We start from the raw sequence: 24,860 nt of genomic DNA, 5'->3' as shown, positions 1-24,860 counted from the left end.
TTAATCCTGATAGGCGTAGAGGCTATTAACCAGCAGATCCACAAAGCCTTCACGATCCAGATGCATCAGCACCTTGGCGTTGGCGGGTTTACCGGTCAGGTGGTAACGGTCGACTACAGTCATCCCTACAGTCAGCTCGCTCTGGGTTTCGATGGCCACATGGCAGTCCAGGCCGATGAACAACTCAGGCTTGAGCAGCCAGGCTATGGTGCAGGGGTCATGCAGTGGTGCGCCATCAAAGCCCCACTTGGGATCCTTGTGGTAGATAACAAAGAATTCCAGCAGATCGGCAACACACTTGGCAACCTTGTTGGGAATCGCGCGGAAACGGGCCACATCCTGTTCCATGATCTGCGCCTCATGGGTCACGTCCAGACCGGCCATGACGATAGGGATCCCTGACTTGAACACCATGTCGGCCGCTTCCGGGTCAACAAAAATGTTGAATTCGGCGGCAGGGGTCCAGTTGCCGATACCGGCGGCGCCGCCCATCAGCACTATCTGTTCGATACGGGATTTGAGTTCGGGATAGGCACTCAGGAAAATCGCGATATTGGTCAAGGGGCCCGTGGGCACCAGAGTCACCGGCTGGCTGCTTTGGCGGATTTTTTCGGCCATCAGTTCCCAAGCCATCACTGGCTGAGGTTCAAAGGCGGGATCCGGCAGTTCAGGGCCATCGAGCCCGGATTCACCGTGAACATTGTCGGCAATGATCAGCTCCCTTGCCAAAGGCTTGGGGGCGCCGCTGGCTACAGGTATATCGGTTCTGCCCAGTAGAGTAAGTACTCGCATGGCATTGTTGAGTGTTTTTTCCTGGGTTTGGTTACCTGCGCTGGTGGTCACGGCCAGCAGATCCAGCTCAGGGTTGGCCAGGGCCAGGATCAAGGCGATGGCATCATCATGGCCAGGATCGCAGTCGAGAATGATAGGGCGTTTCATGCTGTTACTCCTTTCGCAATTTGCCCGAGCATAGCATGACTCTGTGGCGTGCGCAGAACCCAATGGCAAACTGTGAAGTGTTCCTCAACAGATTGTTGAAATCTGCTACAATCCGCGCCTTTAAAGGATTGATTCAAAGGGGACCCGGTGGGAAAGATACGGGCAATCTGGAAAGACCTGGCCTTTATCGGCTTGTTTGCGCTGACCGGTGGGCTGTTCTCGGCTCTTGGACTCTATTTTGTCAAAGAGAGTGTCCAATCCTGGCAGGAAGTGAATATCCTGCTCGAGAGAGGTGCTGAAACCCAAGGTTATATTGCCCGGCGTGCTCAACAATACGTTCCACCGGGGCGTTGGGGCATCGGCCGTTATGAATGGGATTGCTTGCTGCATTATCAGTTGCCGAACGGCAGTGAGCATCAGATCTGGGATCCCCCTGGCCTGCTTTGTGACTCAAAAAGTGTCGGTGAGTTTGTGAGCCTTTGGTATTTGCCGGAGGAACCTGACATAGCGCGCACCGATATCCAGTACTATCGAGAACAACAAAATACCTGGCTCGAGCTGTGGGGGATTCTAATCGCGCTATTGCCGCTGGCCATTGGCGGAAAGTTTGTGGGTAAAACCGTCCAGAGTTTGCGCTTTCTTCGGGCTCGGGAGCGGTTGTCGCCAATAGTTGAGCAGTTACTGGAGGCTGATAACCCCGCCGAGTTACTGGCATTACTTGAAGCCAACCGGGCCAGCCCGGCCAGTAGCTATTTGGGGCGGCAGGCCCTTGGCTATATCGCCGCCAGACCTGAATGGCAGGTGCGTTTTCTTGCTTGGTTTGTTCCCGTTTGTCTCAAGTGGGAGCAGCCAAGTAAAGGCGAGGGTGTTTCTGGTCTTGGGCTTTCATTGCAATTGGCGCTCGGTCGCCGCTACCCTGAGTTTACCCTGGCACTGCTCGATGGCATTCGCAGCCTGTTTGCTGAGCATGAGCTGGCGAAGATGGTCTTCTCCCAGCACCTGGCCGAGCTGCAACGCAAACCCTGGAGTGCTGAAATTCAAAAGCAATTCAACGCCTTGTTATTGGGGCGGCAAATGCCTTTGGGGGACAAAGGATTTATCCACACCGAAGTGAGCCGATTGGTTTGCCTGGAATGGCTTTTTAATAACCTGGAATCGCTGCCCGGTGTTTGGCCCAGCGCTGCGAGCGCCTTGCTCAAGGCACTCGTAGCACAGCCGCCACTGAATCCTTTGAGCCGTAAACAGCGTAAAAAACAAGCGCTGCATTGGCGCTATATTCTTGGCAGCCTGGCATCCAAGTCTAACTCAGGAGCAATTGGTCGAAAGCGCCAGGCACAGCTGGATCAAATTGAAGCCGATATCCAGGCTCTGGCCGCCAGCCGTGGTTTTACGCTGAGCAGATAAGATGAAAAAGCGTCGATACGCTATCTATTGGTGATATCTGTAAAACAATGACGACTGATGGGGTGAGATATCTCTGATTCTGTGGCCAATGGAAGGTAAATCTCTTTTCTGTCACTTTGCAGTTCATTCAGGTATGTTAAAATTGTTCGCTGTTTCAGGGAGTCAGAAACTCTGATGAAACTTTGGTCGCCTTAAGCCATTCAATAATTGGTGCGGCGTTTTCGGATCTTGGATCTGTTATTGGGAGAAAACATGGAACATTTCATCGGAGCCATCAAAAAATACGCCGACTTTACCGGTCGAGCTCGTCGGACAGAATACTGGATGTTTGTTCTGTTCTATATCATTTTCAGTATGGTTGTCAGTGCTATCGACTATGCACTGGGTACCACAGTGCTGGGGCTGATTTATTCTTTGGGTCTGCTATTGCCCTCTATTGCTATTGCGGCACGTCGTCTGCATGACACTGACCGCAGTGGTTGGTGGCAGCTGTTGGGACTAATCCCTGTTATAGGTTGGATCGTGCTGCTGGTTTTCTACTGCCAGGACAGCGAAGTAGGTGACAACCGCTTTGGCAGTAACCCCAAAGAGCTGGGTTAACAGCTAAGATAATGGAAAGGGAGCATCTGCTCCCTTTTTGTTTTTTAGGGTAAATCTGCAGCGGTCAGTCGGCGTCAAAATTAGACATTTATCCATATAGACGTCTATAATGCCCGCTCTCGGCCAGAGCCGAGAATGACAGCACAGTATTTTAGTCAACCTTTCGTGGTGCCCCGGAATTGAAGACCGGGGATAATCGGGAAGCCGGTGAGAATCCGGCACTGCCCCCGCAACGGTAAATGGTGAGAGACAGGCGCGCCCAAGTGGCGTCATAAAAGTCGGGTCTCGCGCGGTCAACCGCATAGCCAAAGTCCGGAGACCGGCCCTGGAGGTATTTCGATGATTTCGGTGGGCAGATCTCGAAATGCGGCAGCCAAGGGGTTCTCCCTGCCGTGGCACTCTTGCCCCGTTTCCCTTTCAGGAGTCAAAGGAAAATGGGTTTCAAACTAAATCACCTCGCGCTGCTTTGCGGTGCATTTACCTCAGTTCCCGTCATGGCGAGCGTGACGTCCCAGGCCGTGGATGAACAGCTGGTAGTCATTGGCCGTCAGGATGATACGCCGCTTAATATTGCTGCCAATGTGGTGGTCATAGATGCCGCTGATATTCAGCAAAGTGGTGCCAGCAATCTGAGCGAGTTGCTGCGTGGCCGCAGTGGCATTCAAATATCTGACAATAACTCAGGGCCTGTGCTGGCGATGCGCGGCTTTTCTGCCAGCCAAGCGGTGAATAACACCCTGATACTGATAGATGGGCGCCGACTCAATAATATCGATATTGCCGCCCCGAGCCTGAGTGCCATTGCAGTCAATCAGATTGAAAGGGTAGAGATCCTTTCCGGCAGCGCCGGGGTGCTCTATGGTGATCAGGCTGTCGGTGGGGTGATCAATATTATCACCAAGGCGCCCAGTGCCAGCGGTGGCAACTTGACCCTCTCAGGTGGCAGCTTCGATACCTACGAAGGCCGTGGCGATCTGTCCGGCGCCATCAATGACAACTGGCGTTACTATTTGACAGCTGCTTACAACGAGAGCGACAACTACCGTAAAAATAATGCCAACGAAACCGGTTCGGTACTGGGGCGTTTGCAATATGATTCAGAGTCGACCAACTTCTTTGTCGAAGGCAGTTACTACGATAACAAGCGCCAGACTCCAGGCTCACTGACCCTGGCTCAGTTTGAAGCCGACCCACGCCAGGCGACATCGACGCCGGGTGATTACAACCATGAGATGACTTCCGCCTGGCGTGGTCATATTCAGCGCCAGGTGCATGCCAACTGGGCTCTGGTTGCGGACCTTAACTACAGTGACACTCTAGTGTCCAGCGTCAGCTATGGTAGCCCAGGTCGGAACGAGCGCTCGCTGTTGGAATTCAATCCCAAGGCGCTGGGGCGTTATCAAACCCGCAATGGTGAACTGAGCATAGTCATAGGCGCCGATATTCAACGGGGTGAAACCGAGTTCGATCTCAGTTATATGCAGCGCAGCAATACCCAAACCATGACCAGCACTTATCTACAGGCCAATGTGCCGCTGACCAACAGCCTGAGCTATGTGGTGGGCGGACGCTATGCCAAGGTCAAGGATGAACTTAAGGATGGTAAGGTTTACCCCAATGGCATAGATCTGGATGAAGATGCTCATGCGCTTGAGTTGGGACTCAACTATCGGCCCTTGGAAGGCCACAGATTTTATCTTCGCGGTGATGAGAGCTTCCGTTTCGCCAAGGTCGATGAGCAGGCTTATACGCCGCCAACAGTCGTCGGCCTCAAGCCGCAGACCGGCCGTTCCATTGAAGCCGGCTGGGATTGGACCTTGAGCAACCAGAGCCTGCGTCTGAACCTGTACCGGCTGTCGCTGGAAGATGAAATTGTCTTTGATCCCAGTGCCGATATGCCTATCGGCGGCGCTTTCCCCGGTGCCAACGTCAATGCCGATGCTTCCCGTCGTTATGGCGCCAGCCTCGACTGGGACTGGCAGCTCAATGAGATGCTGCAGTTGGGACTTGAGTACAACTATATCGATGCCGAATTTACTGAAGGCGCCAACAAAGGCAAATCTCTCTCCTGGGTGGCCGAGCATTCCGGGCGTGTCTACACCAGTGTGGACTTTGGCCAGCATTGGCAGCTGTTTGTCGAGGGCCAGTATCTGGGCGACAGATATATGGAAGGTGACAATGGTAACCAGCACGATAAACTGGACAGCTACTGGCTGGGGAATATCGCCCTCAACTACAGCCGTGATGCCTGGCTTGCCAGCCTGAGGGTCGATAACCTGTTTGACAAGCAATACGCCAGCTCGGGTTATTTCAGTACCTGGGGCGATGGTTATTACTCGGGCAGCGGCCGCGCGCTGAGGTTCAGCGTCAGCTATCGCTTCTGATTCAGGAAGGTGCGGATAAGTCCTTGTGGCGCTTTTCATAGAAAGCCGGGTTCCCCCGGCTTTTTGCTGCCCGTATCTCGATCTGTTTTAGTTGAGGGCTTGGGCTTTTTTCAGCAGGAAAGCTCCCACTGACAAGGAGGCAAGAGCCGAAATATGAAAGCTGATTTTAGGTATGGTTTGAGAGGCGGGGTTATAGCCCTGTTGTCGCTGTTTTTGCTGGCGTGCTCAGAACCCAAGCTGGCTTATATCGGCAGTAATGGCAAACTGCTGGCCTTCGGTGACAGCCTGACCCAAGGCGTGGGTGCCAAGGCCGGGCATGATTATCCCAGCCGTCTGGCTGAGTTGTGCCGCTGTGAGGTGATCAACGCCGGGATTTCCGGTGAGCAATCGGCTGCCGGGCTTGAGCGTTTGCCGGCGCTGCTGGATGAAACCAAGCCGGATCTGCTTATTTTGCTTGAAGGCGGTAACGATATTCTCCGCGGTCGCAGCCAGGCGCAATTGGCGCAAAACATTGAGACCATGTTACTTGAGGCCAAGGCCCGGCAAATTCCGGTAGTGCTGCTGGCTGTGCCGCAAAAGAGTCTGTTGCTGTCACCTCTGCCTTTATATGCCGAACTGGCCGACAAGCACGGCGCCATCTTGTTGGAGGATACTCTGTCTGAGCTTTTGCGTTCAAACGAGCTCAAGTCTGATACTGTGCATCTCAATCAACAGGGCTATGCGCGTTTGGCGCAAGTCATCTTCTCCAAGCTGCAGGAGGCGGGCGCTTTTTGATGCTACTTTTTGATTCTATTTGGCAAAAACTGGGCTAATTATCGATTGAACTTGACCCTGGTGGGCATTTTGTGGGTAAATTCTCTGCCATAATAAATGGCAATAGTGCCTTCATAATAAATAACAGCAGGTTTAAAGAATCACATGACAGATCTTGAGCAGCAGGTTTTTACTCAAGTGCGTGCCATCATAGCCAACGAAGAGCAGGTGATAGGTCGCCGCGGCATCCTGATCCCGCTTAAGAAGGCCATTATTGCTGATGGCGATATCCGCAATGTGATTGATATTGTCGCGACCGATCCCGCGCTGGCAGCCCATCTGCTGTGGCGCAGTAATAACGCGCTCTCACCTTCCGTTCAGCCAAACCGCAGCCTCAAGGATGCCTTGGTGCGCCTTGGACAGGTCAATATCTACCGTTATGCCTTTAGTTTCTATCTTAAGGAGCGGCTCGATGAATTGCCGCAGCCATATCGCAAGCTGGTACAAGGCTATTGGCGTTTGACCGAGTCAGTGGCGATCGAATCTGTGGATAGTTTGCATCAGATGCAAGGGGTACAGATAGACGCGGACGAAGTGCAGACTCTGGCACTATTCAGCGTATTCGGTCAGATAATAGCCCTGACAGCGTTTGCCTATCTCAACGCCGAAGCCGAGCAGTGCTTTCCGCTGTGCATTATCAAGACATTAATAGATACTCAGCAGCAAACACTGACGGTGGAAGCCTTTGAATCTCTGGGGTTGGATGATGAGCTGCAAAATGAGTTTATGGTCGCCCATAACTTGAGACAGACCCGGGATCCCCATTCACCCGGACTGGTACTGAGAAGGGTATTGTCGCAGCGCGGCTTGCTGCTAAATCCACTCTAAATCTTTTTGTGACTGTCGCCGACTATCAGTGACTGTGGCTGCCGCTCAGTCAGTGCCTGTCCTGGCGCTGTAATCCCTCTTTGGCTATTAATTCCAGCAGCCTTTGCAATTGCACTCTATTGCTGCTGTCGCGGCGGTAGGCTCCGAACAGTGGCCGTTTCAGGCCTTCCTGCCCCAGTTTTACAGAGGTCAGGCTTAAGCCCTGGGCCTCGGTCAGTGACCAACTGGGTAAAGCGGCTACTCCTTCCTTACAGGCGATGCGTTGCAGCAATACATTGGTAAGATCGCAGCGTTTTTGTGGGCCAGGCACCACCCCGGCCGGCTCGAGGAAGTGACGGAAAATATCCAGCCTTTCCAGCGGCACCGGATAACTGATGATAGCTTCCCCTGCCAGTTGTTGCGGCAAAATATAGCTGTTGCCGGCTAAAGGATGATCTTTGGCCATCACCAGTCTCACTTCAAAATCAAATAGATGCTGGTAGGCAAGGGCATGGCCGGGCACAGGATCTGAGGTTAGCACTATATCCAGCTCACCGGTTTCCAGCGCATTGAGTGAGTCGAACAGGTGGCGGCTTGAGAGATCCAGATTGGCATCAGGATAAGACTGATGAAAGGCTTCCATTACAGGCATCAGCCAGCGAAAACAACTGTGGCATTCAATACCTACCTTTAATGGGCCGCAGCTTCCAGATAGACCGCGTTTGAGCACAAATTCGGTTTCCTGTACCCGAGGCAGTATCTCTTCTGCCAGGCTCAGCAGGCGACTGCCCTCAAGCGTGAAGGTTAGAGGTTTGCTTTTGCGGACAAATACCTGGGAGTTAATCCGGGTCTCCAACTCTTTAATCTGGTGCGACAGTGCCGACTGAGTGACAAAGCGTTTCTTCGCCGCGCCGGCCAGGCTGCCACTTTCTTTCAGTGCTATCAGAGTACGAAGGTGTCTCAGTTCTATCATTTCCTCTCCACATGAATGCCGCTCATGTTGCCCTTGAATTCAATTCGGTTGCCTGTGCTGAGACTAACACAATAAACTTCTAGACGTCCAGACGCCCAGTTTGATTTGTTGTATTACGGCGTCGCCAGTCACTTGCAGCACAATTTACAGAGGATGGTATACATTATGCGATTAAACAGTCTTGGTTTTCCCCGTATCGGGCGTCGACGTGAACTCAAGTTTGCTTTGGAGAAGTATTGGCGTGGTGAGTCCAGCCAAGCCGAACTACAGAGTGTTGCCAAGGAGCTTAGGCGCATCCATTGGCAGTGGCAGGCTGATGCCGGGGTAGAGCTGTTACCGGTCGGCGATTTTGCTTACTATGATCAGGTGCTGACCCTGAGTGCGACTCTGGGGGTAATCCCCGAGCGTCACAGTGACGGCGGCGCTGTCAATCTCGATACCCTGTTCCGGGTTGCCCGTGGCCGAGCACCCAGCGGTAAGCATGCGCCGGCGTCTGAAATGACCAAGTACTTCAACACCAACTACCATTATCTGGTGCCTGAGCTCAGCGAAGATCAGCGCTTCGATATTGCCTGGGAGCAGTTGTTTGAAGAGGTGACCGAGGCTCAGGCGCTGGGCCACACTGCCAAGCCGGTACTGCTGGGGCCGGTCACTTTCCTGTATCTGTCCAAGACAGTGGGCGCAGAGTTTGACCGTTTGACATTGCTGCCGGCGCTGCTGCAATGCTATCAAGCCATTCTGGCCCGATTTGCCGCCCAGGGTGTTGAATGGGTGCAATTGGATGAACCTGCGCTGGCACTTGAGCTGGATGACAACTGGCAACAGGCCTTCAATCAGGCCTACGGCGTACTCAAGTCGGCGCCGCTCAAGCTGTTGCTGGCAACCTATTACGGCACTGTAGCCCACCATCAAAGTCTGTTGTCGGCACTGCCGGTGGCGGGTATTCACCTGGATCTGGTCACCGCGCCCGAGCAGTTGCAGGCCTTTGTCGGGGCATTGGCGCCCGAACAGGTGTTATCGGTTGGGGTAATCAACGGCCGTAACGTCTGGGCCGCCGATCTGGATCTTGTGGCCGAGCAGTTGGCGCCACTGGCGCGTGATTTGGGAGACAGGCTCTGGCTCGCCACTTCCTGCTCTCTGTTGCATACCCCGGTGGATCTCGAGGTGGAAACCGTGCTGGCGCCCGAGCTTAAAAGTCTGCTGGCATTCGCCAGGCAAAAACTTACCGAGTTGCAGGAGCTCAAGGCGCTTTTGGCGGCGCCTGAGACTGAAAATGCCAAAGCCGTGGTCGCCCGTTGCCGGGATCGGCGCGCGGCCAGGGCGCAGGGGCGTAATCAACAGCTCAGTGCCAGAATCGATGCCCTGAGCGCGGCCGATTATGACCGAAACCATGAGTTTGAGGTGCGCAGACAAGCCCAGCAGGCCAGGTTCAAGTTGCCTTTGTTGCCGACGACTACCATAGGTTCATTCCCGCAAACGGCAGCCATTCGTAACCTTCGCAGCCGCTGGCGCAAGGGTGAGTTGGACGATGCTGTGTACACAGAGCAACTGCAACAGGTGACCCGAGATACCATAGAACGTCAGCTCAAGCTGGGAATAGATGTGCTGGTACACGGTGAAGCCGAGCGCAACGACATGGTGGAATACTTTGGTGAACAGCTAAACGGTGTTGGTTTTACCAAACATGGCTGGGTGCAGAGCTATGGTTCCCGCTGCGTCAAGCCGCCGCTGATCTACGCCGATGTGACCCGTCCCAAGGCGATGACAGTTGACTGGGCCGAATATGCCCAGAGTCTTACCGACAAGCCGGTGAAAGGCATGCTGACCGGTCCCGTGACTATATTGCATTGGTCCTTTGCCCGCGAGGATATCAGCCGCGAACAGATAGCGACTCAGTTGGCCCTGGCGATACGCGATGAAGTGGTGGCATTGGAGCAGGCGGGCATAGGCATTATCCAGATTGATGAACCGGCTTTTAGGGAAGGCTTGCCGCTTAAACGCAGCGATTGGGCCCATTATCTCGATTGGGCCGTGGCCGCTTTCAAGCTCAGCGCCGCCGGTGTCAGAGACGAGACCCAAATTCACACCCATATGTGCTACAGCGAATTCAACGACACTATTGCGGCAATTGCCGCCATGGATGCCGATGTGATCACCATAGAAACATCGCGCTCACGGATGGAGTTGTTGAATGCCTTCGAAGACTTTGACTATCCCAATGAAATCGGCCCTGGGGTTTATGATATTCACTCCCCCAATATTCCAACAGTGGAGGCCATGGTAAGCCTGATTGAAAAGGCGGCGCAGAAAATTCCTCTGCGTCAGCTCTGGGTCAACCCGGATTGTGGCTTGAAGACCCGTAACTGGGAAGAAGTCGAACCGGCTTTGAAGAACATGGTTGATGCCACCAGGGAGTTGCGACGTCGACTCGGGTGATAAAACTCTGTGGTTAATAATAGTCAGGGGCGCAATGCGCCCCTGATGTTGATTGACTTCAACGCGGTAAAGATTCAACTCATGCTTATTCCCAGTATCATCAGGCCCACAGTGCCCAGGATGATCAAGCTTGAAAAGATTGTGCCCAGAATGGCGAAGATTTTCTGGCGCTCTTTTTGTACCAGGCCACCAATACCCAACCCCAAAGACACCAGACAGACCAACATCATAAAGATGATCATTAACCCCACAAGAACCGCTTCCATGGAGTTTTCATCCATGCCGCCCGGTGTTGTTGTTTCCAGGGTTCCGGCAACAATAAAAGTAATAAACAGGGCTATTCCACTCAATATGCTGGTGACAAATGAGGCTATCCCTGGACCTGAATGTTTTAATTGCATGGCAATCCCTTGATTTTTTCTGATGGTTATCCAACTGAGAAATATACAGAAACCAAGGGAAATATGCCATTGACCATTTCTGTCTATACTCAGGTCACCAACCGGACTCAGATAACTATCAGGAGAAGCCCCATGAGCCATGTATACAAGATAATAGAACTGACAGGTTCATCCCCCATCAGCTCGGACGAAGCGGTCAAGAATGCCATCGCTGCGGCCAGTCAGTCGCTGCACAATCTGCGCTGGTTTGAAGTGATAGATACCCGTGGCCACCTGGAAGCCGGTGTTATCGCTCATTGGCAGGTCACCATCAAGGTGGGTTTTACCCTGGATTAGGCTTGAATTCAGGCGTCTCTTGGCAAACCCTTTTCCACTATCCGGATCAGGCGATCCGTCTTACGGACGGGAATGGGCGCTGTGTTCTTGCCGCTGAGTTTTTCTGCCTGCTGCGCCAGTGCCCACGTTATGTGTTCTGCGATCAGTTCAGAGGCATCTGTCAGTCGCTCCTGCAAGGCGGCAACTATGGTTTCACTGCCGGGCGCATTGCCCAGTGCCACCGCAATATTGCGCAGCCAGCGTTGATGGCCTATGCGGCGGATGGCGCTGCCTTCGGTATTCTTCAAAAACTCGACCTCACTCCAGGCAAACAGCTCCAGCAGCTTGGGCTGTTTCAGTTGTGGCCTTAAATGAAAGTCTGTCTCTGCGGTCAAGGGGGCGGCACGGTTGATGGGGCATACCAGCTGGCAGTCATCGCAGCCGTAGATGCGATTGCCGAGCAGTGGCCGAAACTCCAGTGGGATGCTGCCGGCCAGTTCTATGGTGAGGTAAGAGATGCAGCGACGCCCATCGACTACATAGGGCTCGACTATAGCGCCAGTTGGGCAACTTGTAATGCAGGCGACGCAGGTATTGCAGCCTTCGGCTATGGCGACATCCACGGGCAGCGGCAGGTTCACCAGCAGTTCGCCGAGGAAAAACCAACTGCCGGCTTCATGGTTGAGGATCAATGAGTGTTTACCTGTCCAACCGATCCCGGCCTTTTCTGCCAGAGGCCGTTCCAGAATGGGCGCCGAGTCGACGAAGGGCCGAAAGCCACAGCCTTCAAGTTGCAGGGCTTTGAGCGCTTCATCTATACGTTCGCCCAGCTTTTTCAAGCGATTACGCATCAGCTTGTGATAGTCACGGCCGCCGGCATAGCGGGAGATATAGCCGAGGTTAGGGTCTTTGAGGTTGAGAGCAAATCCGGCTTGGGGCGGCAGATAGTCCATCCGTACCGAGATGACTCTTAAAGTGCCGGGATGCAGTTCGGCCGGGCGGGCCCGCATCATGCCGTGGCTGGCCATATAGCCCATTTCACCGTGATAGCCCTTATCGAGCCAGGTCTGTAGCCTGGGCTCTTCGCGGCGAAGATCTGTATCCGTGATCCCAACTTGAGCAAAACCCAGCTCTTTGCCCCAAGCCTTTATGTCGCGGGCAAGCTTACCAAGCATACAGGGATCAAATTGTGGTGGTTGAGGAACAGACATTAACAGAGGCTGACCGGGAAAAAACCTGATTATATCAGTAAAGCTGAATCGCTCACAGTTGCCGCAAACGGCGATTTTGGTTTTTGTCGATGCTATGCTGGAACCGAGGGGGAATAAACATATGCCGACAATTAAGCCTCTGTTTTGGGCCTGCTTGATTGTGTGTGGCTGCATTCTTGCTGGTTTCGTCCAGGCCGGGAATGAGCCTCCCGAGTCCAGACTTGCGCCTCTGAGGCTTTTGACAGAAGCTTGGCCCCCCATGAGTTATGAATACCAAGGACGAACTGATGGTTATGCCGTTGCCCTGGTTAAGGCGTTGAATTACAAAGTCACCGCCGCCGATGACGAGCCAGTCATAGAGATCTTGCCTTGGGCCCGCGCCATTAATATGGCAACTCATCATGCCAATATCCTGTTATTTGCCACTTCTATTGATGAACAGCGACGGCAGCAATTTGATTTTGTTGGGCCGATTGCCGAAACCCGTATCCAGCTCTATGCCCGCATGGATGATGATTTCACTCCGGCAGATCTGTCACAGGCGGCTGCGGCGGGTAATATTGCTATTTATCGTCACTCTCCGGCGCAAAGATTGTTGAGGGATATTGCGGATGAGAGGCTGCTAATCTCAGGTTTTCCTCAGTATTCGGCCAGACAGTTGTTGCATAAGCGGGTGCGTTATTGGTGTCAGGCGGAGATCGCGGTTAAGGGCGTCTTGCGGCAATTGGATCAACCGTTGACTGCAGTGCGGCCTGTGCTGGAATTGGCACACTTGCGGTTGTATCTGGCGTTCTCCAGTGGCACAGATCCTGCGCGAGTTAAAGCCTGGCACAAGGCGCTGGTGGCATTACAGCTAAGTGGCGAATTTGATGCACTGTATTTTGAATGGTTTGGAGCAAAGCCCTCACTGCCTGAGGCTGAAGTGTTATGGCATAGCCACTGAATTACTGATTGGTGAGGGAGGTTCAGGCGCTTTCTACCCTATTACGCCCCTTATTTTTGGCGCGGTATAGAGCGTTATCAGCCTGTTTAAGCAGCTCTGAAAACTGTAACTCGGTATTGAGAGTCGCCACCCCGGCACTGATAGTGACTCTGGACTCGCCGGCAAGCGCCTCTGGGCTTGATTCTGCCAAGGTTTGACGTAAACGCTCAGCAATTTTCAGGCATTCTTCTCGACTGGTTTCCGGCAACAGCAGCAGAAACTCTTCACCACCGATCCGCCCCAGTAGATCTTGCTCACGAATAAGCGTTTGGCTTACGCTCGCCAGGTGCTGCAGTACCTTATCTCCGCCATCATGACCAAACTGGTCGTTGATATCCTTGAAGTTATCGGCATCAAACAGAATAACAGACATAGGTATGCCTGAATGTTTGGCCTGATTGAATAACGCTTCTCCCCTCTGATAGGTATAGCGTCGGTTGGCCAACTGAGTGAGATGATCCGTTTGGGCTATCTTCTGAAATTGACGTGACTTTCCGGTTTGTTTATAGGCCAGAATCGCCATAATGAAAATAATGATGCTGGCAAGGATCAGCACCGCCAGCTGCAACAGGCGGTTTTGCTGAAGTATCTGCACCTCCTGTTCTTTGAGGCGCTCGCTTTCCAGCAGACGTTGATTTTCTTTTGCCATGCGGTCGGCATTGAAGCGGGTACGCATCTCTGTGGTGCGGTATGACTGAAGCTTATTATCCAGTTCAGAATGCAGGGAGATATATGATTTGAGCACGTTTGTTGATTCTTGCCAAAGCCCCTGTGCGGCAAATATTTCGCTTTTGAGCAGGTAGAGTTCGGCCAATCCCCTGTCATTACTGATATCCCGAAAACTTTGTTCTGCCTTGGCCAAGGGGACCATAGCTTGTTCCGCCTGACCTTGGCGCAGCAACACATCGGCGCTGTAGAGTTGCATAAAACTGTAGAAGCCACCCTGTTGCTCGGTCACAAATGGTTTGGCACGCTCCAGCGCCTGTTTGGCATCTTCTATTCTGTCGAGTTTCAACAGTGAACCTGCCATATTGACCGAAACTCCTGCAGCTTCGATAGTCATTCCTTGTCGTTTGAGATAGTTGTAAGACTGCTGGAATTTGGTCACAGCCGCTTCAAAGTCCCCCAATTCCTCGAGCGCTATGGCCATCTCACCATTGACAATATAGGCCTGCTCTTCATGGCCACCTTGGCGATAAGCCTGTTCCAATTGGCGGTAATAGTTGAGTGCGCTCTGCGGATCGCCGAAACGACGGAAGCTGGTAGCAAGATCAACCAAGTTGTAGCGGCTCCAATAATCCAGTTTGAGTTGTTCATAGAGCTGTTGGGCGGTGAGAAGATCTTCCAATGCCAGTGCAAAATTGCCCTGAAAAGAATACATGGCGCCACGCATACTGCGGGCATCCGCGATTAACCGACGGTCTTCGAGTTGGTAGGCTTGTTGTAAGGCTTGGTCATAGTCGGCTTTGGCCTGCTCCATATTGCCTTTGAGTTGAGAGTACCAACCATGGCATAGGTGAAAGTCGGTCAGGGCTTCCGGATAAGCTTGATTTTCAGCCATCTGTACTTGGGTATTGGCGTAATCTATTGCCGCATCAACCTTGGCATTATTATTGGTGTCATAGCTCCAACAGCGGGCGCGCCTGAGCCTTACTTGGCGATCCAGATCTTTATCGGCCAACAATTGGGCTATTTGCTCCAGAGTTTGCTCCACCTTGGCAACATTATTGACCTGCCCATTTTCAAGCAGTTTGAATAACTTATCTGCCTCGGGGTTATCCAATGCCAGAGCGAGCGGAACCATGCCGGACAAAAGTAGCAGAGCGAAGGCTGATTTCAAAAAGTATGACTTCACGCTTACCGATAGAGATATGTTTACATTATGTTACTAAGCATACGCACCAGGGCATAGGCTGACCAGCAATAAATCGTTAAATTTGCTTAGCAAGCCGGGTTTCATCCTATGCCTGTTTCCCGGTTTTGAGCGCGGTTGGCCCCGTTCTTTGGCTGACTTTTTGTATTTCCAGGGTGCCAATTGGAGATGGATTGCTGTTTAATGCCGGTGCTATACTCGCCGCCAATCGCTTTTAGACGGAAGAAACAATGACTCAAGTTGATGCTCAGTACCGGCAGCAGGCGCGAAGCGCCGCCATCAATATCTGCTCTCAGGTATTACCTATGGATAAGTTGCCGACGGCGCTGAAAGAAGCCTATGACAATCTGTTTGAACAACTGCTGGACGATAAGGAGTCTGAGTTCAAACAGGCTTGGGACAAGTTGCCGCCAAGTGCTGCCAAGTTGCTGCCGAGAGCCGATTTTCACGGCTTTTTTATCGCATCAGCCTGGTTGCAACTGAGTTTGATGGCCCAGGATATCGCCCAGTTGGCGGATACCGACGAGGCCATTGCCGAGCAGGAATATAGCGGCATATATGATCGTATTTCACAATCGGCGCTCAAAGAGAGTGTACGTAAGTTGAAAAAGGCCCGTACCGATAGGCGTTTACTCAACAGTATTCGAGATGTGATAGCCAATGGCTGAATAAAAAACCGGCATTATTTTTAATGCCGGTTTTTTATGGGCGGACGCTCTTAGAAGGAAGTACGCTTGTAGCGGCGATACTCAGGCTGCCAGAAATTACTCTCGATAGCCTGTTGTAACATTTCATCGGAAGTCGGCAATGCGTGGCCTTGCTCGATGGCGACCTTGCCGACAGCAAAGGCGATGTGCTTGCTGACCTTCTGGATCTCTTCCAGTTTAGGCAGCAGGGAACCACTGCCGTTGAGTGCCAGCGGCGAGCATTCTGCCAGAGCGCGGCTGGAGGCCATCAGCATCTCATCAGAGACCCGCTTGGCACCACTGGCCAATACTCCAAGGCCTATGCCGGGGAAGATATAGCTGTTGTTGCACTGGGCGATTTCATAGGTTTGGTTGTCTATGACCACAGGCTCAAAGGGGCTGCCGGTGGCAACCAGCGCCTGGCCATTGGTCCAATGCAGAATATCCTTGGGCGTAGCTTCAACTCGGCTGGTGGGGTTGGACAGCGGGAACACTATCGGTCTTGGGCAGTGGCTGTGCATGGCGCGGATGATCTCCTCGCTGAACAGTCCAGGGGCGCCGGAAACCCCGATAAGCACAGTCGGCTTGCCGTTGTTGACCACATCCAGCAGCGAGATGTTGTCACCGAAGTTGCTCCACAGCTGCAGCTCTTCGCGCCTTTGCGCCAGTTTTTGCTGGAATGGCAACAGGTTGGGCATATTGTCCTGCAACAGTCCCCAGCGATCGACCATAAATACCTGACGTCTGGCCTGCTCATCACTGATCCCTTCGGAAACCATCTGCGCAATAATCGCTTCGGCGATGCCGCAGCCTGCGCTACCGGCGCCGAGGAAGGCAACCCTTTGCTGGCTCAAGTGAGTGCCTGCGGCCTTACAGGCAGCGAGCAGTGAGCCAACTGTGATGGCGGCGGTTCCCTGAATGTCATCATTGAAACAGCAGTATTTATCTTTGTAACGCTCCAGCAGCGGCATGGCGTTTTTCTGGGCGAAGTCTTCGAACTGGATCAAGGCCTCGGGCCAACGGCGATGAACTGCCTGCATAAAGGCTTCAATAAATTCCAGATATTCTTCGCCGCCTATGCGCTGGTGGCGCCAACCCATATACATGGGATCTTCCAGCAGATGCGGGTTATCTGTTCCTACATCCAGGGTAATGGGCAGAGTGTAAGCCGGGCTGATGCCGCCGCAGCTGGTGTAGAGCGACAGCTTTCCAATCGGGATACCCATGCCGCCGATCCCCTGATCGCCCAGCCCCAAAATACGCTCACCGTCGGTAACCACTATTACCTTCACCTTGTGACGGGTGGAGTTGTTGAGGATGTCGTCGATGCGATCCTTATTCGGATAGGAAATAAACAGGCCGCGGTTACGGCGGTAGTCTTTGGAGAAGCGTTCACAGGCCAATCCGACGGTTGGGGTGTAGATGATAGGCATCATCTCTGTGATGTGATTCTGAACCAGACGATAGAAGAGGGTCTCGTTGGTGTCCTGGATATTGCGCAGATAGATATGCTTGTCCAGATCATTGCTGAAGTTCTTGAACTGATCGTAGGCACGTGAGGCCTGCTCTTCGATCGTTTCAATCACGTAGGGCACCAGGCCTTCGAGGTTGAAGAAAATACGCTCTTCCTCGGTAAATGCACTACCTTTGTTGATCAACGGCGCTTCGAGAATAGCCGGACCGGCAAAAGGCAGATATAAGGGGCGTTTATTATCGTCCATGGCTAACCTTTTATGTTCTTTGTTGGTGGATGACGGGCTGTGATCTAAATCCGCATAGATTACCACGAAATGTGATCTTTGTTGCCTGTGGGCGAGGGCTTGAGCAAAAATTTTGTTTAAAACGCGGCAAACCGGGTTGGTCTGAGCCTAAGGGGGGGAATGACACAAAACAAAGAACCAGGCGGATGCCTGGTTCCAAAGGAGATAGCTGCTGTTGCTTGTTGGCTTATTTGCCGCGGTATTTAAGTGACAAGCCCTTGATAAAGTTACGCATCAACTGATCACCACAGTAGCGGTAATGCTTGTGCTCAGGATTGCGGAACAGGGCGCTCAGCTCAGCCTTGCCGATACGGAAGTTGGCCAGTTCAAGAATGGCAATAATATCTTCTTCTTTCAGTTCCAAGGCGATTCTGAGTTTCTTGAAGATGATGTTGTTGTTCAGGCTGGGCAGCGGCTGCGGAATGCCACTGCCGGGACGCAGGCCGCGTTTGTCGATGATCACGGCATCGAGAAACTGGCACAGGGTACGATCGTCACAGGGACGGAACCCTTCTTCATCTTCTTTCTTGAGCAGGCCGGCCAGCTCAGCTTCACTCATTTCACGCTTCATTTTGGCGTAGAGACGCAATACCTTGGAGTCGTTGAAATTAAAGACAAAGCGCAAGCGGCGCAGAATATCGTTGTTGGTCATGAATGTCCCTGGGCCGGTTTGACTCCCGGCTTAGTTTTAACACTGTCTGGCGATTGACTTAGGTGCGTTAGGCGCGGAGGCTCCGCAATATTGCGGCATTATACCTAAAAGCCGGGCAGATTTGCCGCTTTTTCCAGTGGACAGTTCGCGGCCGTTTCGCGCACCGCCTGTCGCAGCTTGTCGTGAAGGGCGAACACCCGGCCTATATCTTTGAGTGACCAAGAGGTGTTTTCCAGTACCACCAGATTGAAGCCCGAGTCCGGATAATAAATCGCAGTGCTGATATAACCCGCTATGTAACCACTGTGGCTGAACTCCAGGGGCAACTCAGGGCTCAGTTGTATTCCGGCGGCATAATTCAGCTCGCCCCAACGATGGGGGCGTTTGCCTCTCGGCGCCAGCAACTGCAAATAGCCGCCACGGCTAAGCAGTTGCCCCTGATGCAGGGCCTGCTGAAAGTCGGCAAAGGCAGAGGTGGAGCCAATAAGGGCGCCGCTGGCCAACAGCTTATCTGTGAGGGTCAACTGCTCGGCCACGCTCTCAAAGCCGCTGTCTGTCTCGGTTCTTCCTATCGCCAGATGGGGTAACTGTTCCTGGATACTTTCAATACTGCCGGTGCGGGCCTTGAGCTCAAGCCCCTCGGCATCAAAGAAGCGCTGCAGCAATTGAGTACCGCTGCTGCCTTTTCGCTTGAGGATCTCGGCCAGCAGCCAATAATTGTCATTGCTGTATTTAAAATCGCTGCCCGGGGTGAACAGCAAGGCTTGTCCTTGGATGCCTATGCCGGATGTGTGGCTCAGCAACATGGCAACTGTGATGGCCGGATCCAGTTCGGCCTCTTTGCCGAGCAGGGTGGCGGCGCTGTCATTGAGATTGAAATCGCCTCTTTCTATCGCCCGCATCACCAAGACGGCAAACACTTGCTTTGACAGTGAACCCAGCACAAATTGGCTATCAGAGGTGATGGGTTTGCCCTGGCTTTCTCCGGCCGCATGGCTCAGCAGTGTCTTTTTACCTTGCCTCAACTCGATTACGCCGCTGAAGGGCAGGGGGTTTTGCTTGATTATCAGCTGCAGTTGTCGTGTCAGCTCTTCGCTGTGGCAGACAGATGGCGCCGAACCCTTACCTGGTGCCGGCTCTTGTTCGGGCCCTGGCGCCGCGCTCAGGCTTAAAGTGAATCCCAGCAGGCAGGCCATGGTGATGCCTTTGACTGTCGATGAGAGGTTTGGCCCTAAAAAGCGCGGCTGCGCCAGCGGTGAGGAGTTCATGCAACTTCCTTATTTGATGTAGCAATACCAATAGATAAACAGCAGCGCAAAGCCAAACAGGTAACCGAGTCCCAGCCAGCCCCAGAGTTGCATGCCCCTGCCGTAACGGGCCTCAGTCGGCAGGGTTTTGGAACTCATCAGCCGTAGATTCAACCAGGCAAAAATACAGGTAGTCATAAAGGCCTGGATCATCACCAATTCCAACAGTGATAGCAAGGCACCCTTAAAGAACAGGATCAGCAGCAAGGCCAGCAGCGACATAACCAGCATGATCCCAGCCAGGCGTTTACCGCTGGGGCGGCGCTCAAGCAGCAGGCGCCAACCGGCATCCAGGGTGCGGCTGTAACCATCGAGCACAGTGACAGTGGTGGAGAAAATACACAGCAGCGCCACCAAGGCGATAAGCATACGGCTCCACTCCCCGAGCACGCTGGCGTAGAGGGAGATCAACTGCCCGGCAAACTGGGCTCCCGAGTCGGCAAAGGAGGCTCCCGAGCCATGCATGACTCCGGCCCCCAGGCTGAGAAACACCAGTGCCAGCAGGGCGGTGAGCCAATAGCCGATATCGAAATCCAACCTGGCCTGGGCAGCGCTCAGAGCGGCCTGCTGTTGATTGATGCGCTGTTTCTCCAGCAGCCAAAGTGAGTTCCAGGCGCTGACTTCAATCGGTGCCGGCATCCAGCCCATCATGGCGATCAAAAAACCAAGATAAGCCCATTGCCAGGGAGAGGGGGAGACGAAGTCTTTATCCAGCACAGACTCCACCCCCAGCATCATGGCCGCGGCTGTCAGAGTGCCCAGGGTCACAGCGCCATCACAACTTTGGTCATGCGATCAAGCAGGCTGTAGCGCCCAAGCAATAACAGCAGCAAACTGGCGCAGAGCACGATAAAAGACAGAATATCTATGCCGAGCGGCACAAACTGAGTCAGCATGGCGGCACTCAGCATGCTGACCCCGGCGGTGCTGGCAATGGCAGCAACAAGATTGAGCAGACTGAACAGCCACAGATAGCCCTTTCCTTGCTTGAGATAGCCCTCAAGCAGACTCTCGCCGGTCGCCGCCGTGTATCTGGCTCCGGCGGCAAAGAAGGGATATTTGAGCAAATTGACCAGCACCACCAGCCAGGCCAACTGCCAGCCAAATTCGGCGCCGGCACGGGTTGAAGCCACCAGATGCGAGGCGCCTATGGCCGCTGCGGCCACCAGTACGCCCGGGCCCATGGCGGCCATTAAGTGCCTAAGGTGAGTGAAAGAAAAACCTTTTCGATTCAGCATGGTGTCATTCATGGCGCGCTCTTTTCCCGGGCCAGTAAGGATTCGATATTGACCAGCGAGGAGCGGATCTCCCTGAGTAACATCAGCTGCTCATGGTTGCTGTCATGTCCATTTGAGTTGGGCTCCTTGTGATCCAAATGCTCTTTTTGTGCCAGCACAGCGGCGCGAAATCCGTCGGCATCGACTATGCCAACCAGGCTTATCAGGGCGTTATTGCCGGATTGTCCGGCGGTTTCCACCTTGAGTTTCTTCAGACCGAACAGGCGCATCAGTGGCCCCTGAATAAGCGCCATGTCGGTGATTTTATCCAAGGGCACAGTATTTTCGGTGCGGGTCAGCAGGCCGCGGCGCACTACTAGCTTACGCTTGGTCAGCTTGGCGCTCATATTGGCGAGATTATCGGCAAAGCGGGCCTGAAGCAGTGGCGCGGCGGCTGTGGACATGACGACTTCCTATATCAGTAAAATCAAATTTACCCCAGTTAGAGGCATTGACTTTAGATATTAAAGAGTTAAGTTGAATTGGTAAATGTTAAAAATATATGACAACACGGAAGTTTGTAGTCGTGGTTGTTTTCCATAAAAACAACTGAAGAAATTAGGGATGATTATGAATAGACCTCACCTCACCCTGAGTGCCTGCGCCGCGGCGCTTGCCTTGACCTCTGCCGGAGAGTCCTTCGCGGCCGAGGAGTCTGTGGAGCGCATCGAAGTCACAGGCTCGCGGATCAAACGTACCGATATGGAAGGCCCATCGCCCATTCAATCCATAGGCAAAGAAGATATTGCCAACATGGGCTACGACAACCTGCAGCAGTTGCTGGAAAGGATGCCGGCGGCCGGGGCCGGCACTTTCTCCACCCGCGGCAACAGCCAGGACTCTACCGCCAACGGTGCCGCCGCCATCAGCCTGCGTGGCATGGGGCCGGATGCGACCCTGGTGCTGATCAATGGTCGCCGGGTTTCCATCAGTGCCTTTGCCGAAGGGGTCAGCAATTCTTTTGTCGATATCAACAGCATTCCCGTATCGGCCATTGAGCGGATAGATATACTCAAGGACGGCGCCTCGGCCATCTATGGCTCGGATGCCATTGCCGGGGTGGTCAACATAGTGCTGAGGAAAAACATCGAAGGCATTGAAGTCAATCTCGGCTATGGCGCCACAGATGGCCCCAATTACAACGAAAAGACCGCCAGTCTGGTGTGGGGCACCATGAGTGACAAGGGCAGCGCGTCTGTGATCCTGGATTATTTCAGCAACTCGACCCTGAGCGCCGATGAGATGGGGCAGTTTGGTACCGCCAATCAGTCGCCCTGGGGCGGGGAGGATTTCCGTTCTTCCCGGGGTTTTCCGGGGTATTTCTATGTCAATGGTGTCAAGACCATAGATCCGGCTTGTCCGGCCGATTCCGCCACATCGAGCGGCAGCTGCCTGTTCGATTATGGCCCCTATAACTTGGTGATCCCCGAGGCCGAGCGCATAGGCGCCATAGGTCAGTTTGAGTATCACCTGAGTGATTCCCTGACCGCCTTTTTGGAGCTGGCGGCTCAGCACAATACCTCCAAGGCCGGTGGTGCCGCCACACCGCTGGATGAAACTGCCGGTTTGACGGTTCCCGGTTCACATCCCAACAATCCTTTTGGTCAGGACATTGACATAGGCCGCTTCCGCACAGTGGATGCCGGTCCCCGCCGCTGGGATATCGAGTCCGACAGCTTGAGATTGGTGGCCGGTCTGCGCGGCAGCTTCAAGGAGTGGGACTGGGAAGTCTCGGCCCAAAAGGGGCGCAGTGAGTCGACCCAGACAGGGGATCGCAGCCAGGGCTGGGTGCGGGTGGACTATCTGCAGGAGCAAATCAATCTCGGCAACTACAACCCCTTTGGCGGCACCATCAACTCACCCGAAGTGATAGATGCCATTACCACCAGTCTGGTGCGTCAGGGCAAGTCACATATTACCGCCTATGATGCCAGCATTTCGGGGCATGCCTTTACCCTGGCAGACAGGGATATCATGCTGGCCGCCGGGATGGAATATCGTGAAGAGGATGTCAGCGATGTGCCCGATGAGCAGTTCCAGCGCGGGCTTATCTTCGGGACTGAAGCTGTTTCCGCCGCGGCCGAGCGCGATCAGTATGCCGCCTACCTGGAGTTTTCCATTCCGGTAACTGACAGCTTCGAGCTGCAACTGGCGGGGCGCTACGATCATTACAGCGACTTTGGCTCCACCACCAATCCCAAGGTGGCGTTCCATTGGGGCATGACAGAAGACTTGAGCATGCGCGCCTCCTGGGCCCAGGGGTTCCGGGCGCCATCGCTGGCCCAGATAGGCTTGGGCCCTTCGGAAAAGAGTAACTTCTTTAAAGACACCTATGCCTGCGCCGCTCAGGGTATCTCAGAGGCCGACTGTGAGGTGCTGGATTACAACACGGTATTTGCCGGTAACCCGGATCTGGACGCGGAGGAGTCGGAAACCTGGAACATAGGCATGATCTGGGCGCCGAGCCAGAAGTTCGATATCGGCTTCGATATTTGGAACATCACCCAGGACAATAAGATAGATGAGCAGCCTCTGGGCGATATCTATGCCGCCAACTGTAATGATCAAAACAGCGCTATCTGTGTGCGCCTGCCCCCTGCCGGTGGCGAGCCGCTCGGGGTGCTTGATGTGATTCACTCAAGCTTTGTTAACTTAAGCTCCCAGGAGGCACAGGGCCTGGATATCTCGGCTCACTACGGTCTGGAACTGGACAGCTATGGCGATCTCAAGTTTGGTCTTGAGTGGAGCTATCTGGACAAGTTTGAAAAGGACGGCCTGGATTATACCGGCGAATATGAGTATCCCCAGTACCGCTGGCTGGCCAGCACTAACTGGACCATGGGCGACTTTGCCGCCAACCTCAATGTCAGCTACATAGGCGAATTTGAAGATACGCCGGACATCAACTTCGACGGCGCCCTCGACTTTACCGAGAACAAGTCACGTATGGTGGATGCCCAGTTCCTGGTGGACTTGCAGGCTTCCTATCGTTTCAACGAGATGTTCAAGTGGACGCTCGGGGTCAACAACCTGTTGGATGAGGAGCCGCCGTTTGCCATAGGCGATGGTGATGCGGATCTCTATGGCTATGTGATGTCTGTGCATAATCCCAGAGGCCGTTTCATCTACACCAAGGTCAGTCTTAACTTCTGAGGCAGGCACCCGGCCCTTGATGGCAAACTGGCAAGGGCCGGATGCTGGAGAGTTGAGATAAGAAGTGAGAGACAAGAGCCGAGAAACAGGGACAGAGTGACAAGCTTGAGGCAGTGGGAGTATCTTGTTGTTGACCTTATCATCATGGCGCCTGCGGGCGCCTTTTCTGCCACCATACCTGCGTTAGCCATTGCCTATGGCGACAGGGCAATTTAAGGAAAGTAATATGATTCGACTCTATGGCACACCGCGAAGCCGGGCGCTGCGGGTTTCCTGGTTGTTGGAAGAGCTGGAACTGCCCTGGGAGTTTCACTTTGTTGATATGGCCAAGCAGCAGAACCGCACTCCTGAGTTCCTGGCGCTTAATCCCTGCGGCAAAATCCCCGTGCTCGAGGATGACGGTCTGGTATTGACCGAATCGGCGGCCATTATGCTCTATCTGGCCGAGCGTTACGGTGAGGGGCGTCTGTTGCCCAAGCCAGGCACGGCAGCCTCCGGGCATCATCATCAATGGTTGAGCTTTGTGATAACCGAGTTGGAGCAGCCGTTATGGACCATGGGCAAGCACAGGTTTGCCTTGCCGGAGGAGCAGCGGGTGGCGGCGATTCAAGCCACGGCCGTATGGGAGTTCAACAAGGCCGCGGCCATTGCCGAGCAGTGGCTGCCTGATAGCCCATTTTTGCTCGGTGATGAATTGACTGTGGCCGATATACTGCTGGCCCATACCCTGAACTGGGCCACCATTTTTGAGCAACAGATCCCGCCCAAACTGGCGGCTTACCGAGACAGGCTTAACCTGCGTCCGGCCATGAAAAAGGCGCTGGACAAAGCCAGCGCCAATTTAACTGATTAATCAAACTCTGGTTTTAAAGCCGCAGTATTTTGGG

The 24,860-nt window shown here is 53.6% G+C and carries 20 protein-coding genes, 1 pseudogene and 1 riboswitch; of the genes and pseudogenes, 11 read left to right on the top strand and 10 right to left on the bottom strand.

The genetic code is table 11. The features are described from left to right. The gene (rihA, locus tag WKR14_RS16820; RefSeq protein WP_071237068.1) at positions 1 to 939 is read right to left on the bottom strand and encodes a pyrimidine-specific ribonucleoside hydrolase RihA; all 939 of its coding nucleotides are present in this window, start codon (positions 937 to 939) and stop codon (positions 1 to 3) included. Between the two features lie 147 nt (positions 940 to 1,086). Between rihA and WKR14_RS16815 the strand changes: the two genes are divergently transcribed. The 5 genes from WKR14_RS16815 to WKR14_RS16795 all read left to right on the top strand — a co-directional run bounded on the left by WKR14_RS16815 (position 1,087) and on the right by WKR14_RS16795 (position 6,968). After that, positions 1,087 to 2,343, top strand: coding sequence for a hypothetical protein (locus WKR14_RS16815; RefSeq protein WP_339087000.1), 1,257 nt, complete (start codon positions 1,087 to 1,089; stop codon positions 2,341 to 2,343). Positions 2,344 to 2,595: 252 nt separating this feature from the next. After that, positions 2,596 to 2,943, top strand: a complete 348-nt coding sequence (locus tag WKR14_RS16810; RefSeq protein WP_039035572.1) for a DUF805 domain-containing protein — start codon at positions 2,596 to 2,598, stop codon at positions 2,941 to 2,943. A 149-nt stretch (positions 2,944 to 3,092) separates the two neighbouring features. Then, positions 3,093 to 3,286, top strand: a riboswitch (cobalamin riboswitch). A gap of 91 nt (positions 3,287 to 3,377) precedes the next feature. After that, positions 3,378 to 5,327 carry a TonB-dependent receptor gene (locus WKR14_RS16805; protein WP_339086998.1) on the top strand — a complete coding sequence of 650 codons (1,950 nt, stop codon included), beginning with the start codon at positions 3,378 to 3,380 and terminating at the stop codon, positions 5,325 to 5,327. Between the two features lie 153 nt (positions 5,328 to 5,480). Continuing rightward, positions 5,481 to 6,101 (top strand): GDSL-type esterase/lipase family protein, encoded by a 621-nt coding sequence (locus tag WKR14_RS16800; RefSeq protein WP_339086996.1) that lies wholly within the window; start codon positions 5,481 to 5,483, stop codon positions 6,099 to 6,101. 144 nt (positions 6,102 to 6,245) lie between these two features. Next, positions 6,246 to 6,968 carry an HDOD domain-containing protein gene (locus WKR14_RS16795; protein ID WP_165565581.1) on the top strand — a complete coding sequence of 241 codons (723 nt, stop codon included), beginning with the start codon at positions 6,246 to 6,248 and terminating at the stop codon, positions 6,966 to 6,968. Between the two features lie 49 nt (positions 6,969 to 7,017). Here the strand turns inward: WKR14_RS16795 and WKR14_RS16790 are convergent, their stop codons facing one another. Beyond that, positions 7,018 to 7,920, bottom strand: coding sequence for a LysR family transcriptional regulator (locus WKR14_RS16790; RefSeq protein WP_339086993.1), 903 nt, complete (start codon positions 7,918 to 7,920; stop codon positions 7,018 to 7,020). 165 nt (positions 7,921 to 8,085) lie between these two features. Here WKR14_RS16790 and metE point away from each other — a divergent pair, with 165 nt between their 5' ends. Beyond that, complete coding sequence (gene metE / locus WKR14_RS16785; protein WP_339086991.1) at positions 8,086 to 10,356, top strand: 5-methyltetrahydropteroyltriglutamate--homocysteine S-methyltransferase; 2,271 nt, start codon at positions 8,086 to 8,088, stop codon at positions 10,354 to 10,356. A 74-nt stretch (positions 10,357 to 10,430) separates the two neighbouring features. Here metE and WKR14_RS16780 read toward each other — a convergent pair whose 3' ends face one another. After that, a complete protein-coding gene (locus tag WKR14_RS16780; protein ID WP_096140927.1) occupies positions 10,431 to 10,757 on the bottom strand; it encodes a hypothetical protein in 327 nt (108 codons plus the stop codon). A gap of 132 nt (positions 10,758 to 10,889) precedes the next feature. On the opposite strand from WKR14_RS16780, the gene WKR14_RS16775 reads away from it, so the two are divergent. Next, positions 10,890 to 11,093: a dodecin gene (locus WKR14_RS16775; protein ID WP_025009040.1), complete on the top strand. Its 204-nt coding sequence runs from the start codon at positions 10,890 to 10,892 to the stop codon at positions 11,091 to 11,093. A gap of 8 nt (positions 11,094 to 11,101) precedes the next feature. Here the strand turns inward: WKR14_RS16775 and queG are convergent, their stop codons facing one another. Beyond that, positions 11,102 to 12,247 (bottom strand): tRNA epoxyqueuosine(34) reductase QueG, encoded by a 1,146-nt coding sequence (queG, locus tag WKR14_RS16770; RefSeq protein ID WP_232788338.1) that lies wholly within the window; start codon positions 12,245 to 12,247, stop codon positions 11,102 to 11,104. Positions 12,248 to 12,521: 274 nt separating this feature from the next. On the opposite strand from queG, the gene WKR14_RS16765 reads away from it, so the two are divergent. Beyond that, complete coding sequence (locus WKR14_RS16765) at positions 12,522 to 13,226, top strand: substrate-binding periplasmic protein (RefSeq protein ID WP_404829461.1); 705 nt, start codon at positions 12,522 to 12,524, stop codon at positions 13,224 to 13,226. Between the two features lie 22 nt (positions 13,227 to 13,248). On the opposite strand, the gene WKR14_RS16760 is transcribed toward WKR14_RS16765, so the two are convergent. Continuing rightward, complete coding sequence (locus tag WKR14_RS16760; protein ID WP_339086987.1) at positions 13,249 to 15,105, bottom strand: tetratricopeptide repeat-containing diguanylate cyclase; 1,857 nt, start codon at positions 15,103 to 15,105, stop codon at positions 13,249 to 13,251. 263 nt (positions 15,106 to 15,368) lie between these two features. Between WKR14_RS16760 and WKR14_RS16755 the strand changes: the two genes are divergently transcribed. Beyond that, on the top strand, positions 15,369 to 15,806 hold the full coding sequence (locus WKR14_RS16755) for a DUF3069 domain-containing protein (protein ID WP_071477365.1): 438 nt from the start codon (positions 15,369 to 15,371) through the stop codon (positions 15,804 to 15,806). Positions 15,807 to 15,856: 50 nt separating this feature from the next. On the opposite strand, the gene WKR14_RS16750 is transcribed toward WKR14_RS16755, so the two are convergent. The 5 genes and pseudogenes from WKR14_RS16750 to WKR14_RS16730 all read right to left on the bottom strand — a co-directional run bounded on the left by WKR14_RS16750 (position 15,857) and on the right by WKR14_RS16730 (position 21,224). After that, positions 15,857 to 17,545 carry an NAD-dependent malic enzyme gene (locus WKR14_RS16750; protein ID WP_101056879.1) on the bottom strand — a complete coding sequence of 563 codons (1,689 nt, stop codon included), beginning with the start codon at positions 17,543 to 17,545 and terminating at the stop codon, positions 15,857 to 15,859. 226 nt (positions 17,546 to 17,771) lie between these two features. Next, a complete protein-coding gene (locus WKR14_RS16745) occupies positions 17,772 to 18,236 on the bottom strand; it encodes a DUF1456 family protein (RefSeq protein ID WP_025009045.1) in 465 nt (154 codons plus the stop codon). Positions 18,237 to 18,340: 104 nt separating this feature from the next. Next, positions 18,341 to 19,504: a serine hydrolase domain-containing protein gene (locus WKR14_RS16740; protein ID WP_101056880.1), complete on the bottom strand. Its 1,164-nt coding sequence runs from the start codon at positions 19,502 to 19,504 to the stop codon at positions 18,341 to 18,343. Positions 19,505 to 19,513: 9 nt separating this feature from the next. Continuing rightward, positions 19,514 to 20,781: pseudogene (locus tag WKR14_RS16735) on the bottom strand (Nramp family divalent metal transporter). A gap of 8 nt (positions 20,782 to 20,789) precedes the next feature. Then, on the bottom strand, positions 20,790 to 21,224 hold the full coding sequence (locus tag WKR14_RS16730) for a PH domain-containing protein (protein ID WP_339086984.1): 435 nt from the start codon (positions 21,222 to 21,224) through the stop codon (positions 20,790 to 20,792). A 166-nt stretch (positions 21,225 to 21,390) separates the two neighbouring features. Here WKR14_RS16730 and WKR14_RS16725 point away from each other — a divergent pair, with 166 nt between their 5' ends. Then, positions 21,391 to 23,973 (top strand): TonB-dependent receptor, encoded by a 2,583-nt coding sequence (locus tag WKR14_RS16725; RefSeq protein ID WP_071237085.1) that lies wholly within the window; start codon positions 21,391 to 21,393, stop codon positions 23,971 to 23,973. Positions 23,974 to 24,199: 226 nt separating this feature from the next. Then, positions 24,200 to 24,826, top strand: a complete 627-nt coding sequence (locus WKR14_RS16720) for a glutathione S-transferase family protein (protein ID WP_028780886.1) — start codon at positions 24,200 to 24,202, stop codon at positions 24,824 to 24,826. Positions 24,827 to 24,860: the final 34 nt, after the last annotated feature.

The sequence above is a fragment of the Shewanella chilikensis genome (genome assembly GCF_037953065.1).
GTDB classification, from domain to species: domain Bacteria; phylum Pseudomonadota; class Gammaproteobacteria; order Enterobacterales; family Shewanellaceae; genus Shewanella; species Shewanella chilikensis.
Note: the sequence above shows the minus strand (reverse complement) of the source record. Positions and strands in the feature narration are given on the sequence as shown.